This is a genomic window from Streptomyces sp. WZ.A104, from assembly GCF_002382885.1.
Classification (GTDB): Bacteria; Actinomycetota; Actinomycetes; order Streptomycetales; family Streptomycetaceae; genus Streptomyces.
In genome coordinates this window covers 1-1,041 of the sequence record NZ_NWVL01000174.1, presented here as the reverse complement: position 1 = coordinate 1,041, position 1,041 = coordinate 1, and the positions used below count along the sequence as shown (strand labels likewise).

Sequence of the window (1,041 nt, the reverse complement as noted above, 5' to 3'; positions counted from 1 at the left end):
TTGCCGATGCGTTCTTCCATCCACATCCGGGCGCCGCCGGCGCCGCAGCAGAAGCCGCGTTCCTTGTGGCGGTGCATTTCCTCGTTGCGGAGGCCGGGGACCTTCGCGATGATCTCGCGGGGCGGGGTGTAGATCTTGTTGTGGCGGCCCAGGTAGCAGGGGTCGTGGTAGGTGATCAGGCCCTCGACCGGGGTCACGGGGATCAGCTTGCCCTCGTCGATGAGGTGCTGGAGCAGCTGGGTGTGGTGGATGACCTCGTACTCGCCGCCGAGCTGGGGGTATTCGTTGGCGATGGTGTTGAAGCAGTGGGGGCAGGTCGCGACGATCTTCTTCGACGACTTGGGCTTCTTCGTGTCCGGCTCGACGTTGCCCTCGTCGTCGAAGGACTCGCCGTAGGCCATGTTGAGCATGGCCACGTTCTCCTGGCCGAGCTGCTGGAAGAGCGGCTCGTTGCCCAGGCGGCGGGCGGAGTCACCGGTGCACTTCTCGTCGCCGCCCATGATCGCGAACTTGACGCCCGCGATGTGGAGGAGTTCGGCGAAGGCCTTGGTGGTCTTCTTGGCGCGGTCCTCCAGGGCGCCGGCGCAGCCGACCCAGTAGAGGTAGTCGACCTCGGTGAGGTCCTCGACGTCCTTGCCGACGATGGGGACCTCGAAGTCGACTTCCTTGGTCCACTCGACGCGGGCCTTCTTGGCCAGGCCCCAGGGGTTGCCCTTCTTCTCCAGGTTCTTGAGCATCGTGCCCGCTTCGGAGGGGAACGCGGACTCGATCATGACCTGGTAGCGGCGCATGTCGACGATGTGGTCGATGTGCTCGATGTCGACGGGGCACTGCTCGACGCACGCGCCGCAGGTGGTGCAGGACCACAGGACGTCGGGGTCGATGACGCCGTTGTCCTCGGCGGTGCCGATCAGCGGGCGCTCGGCCTCGGCGAGGGCGGCCGCGGGGACGTCCCTGAGCTGTTCCTCGGTGGCTTTCTCGTTGCCTTCCATGTCCTTGCCGCCGCCTGCCAGGAGGTAGGGGGCCTTGGCGTGGGCGTGG

At 66.6% G+C, this 1,041-nt stretch carries 1 protein-coding gene; it reads right to left on the bottom strand.

From position 1 onward, the window contains the following. A partial coding sequence (locus tag CIB93_RS36985) for a (Fe-S)-binding protein (protein WP_143660148.1) occupies positions 1-1,041 on the bottom strand: 1,041 nt, incomplete at both ends.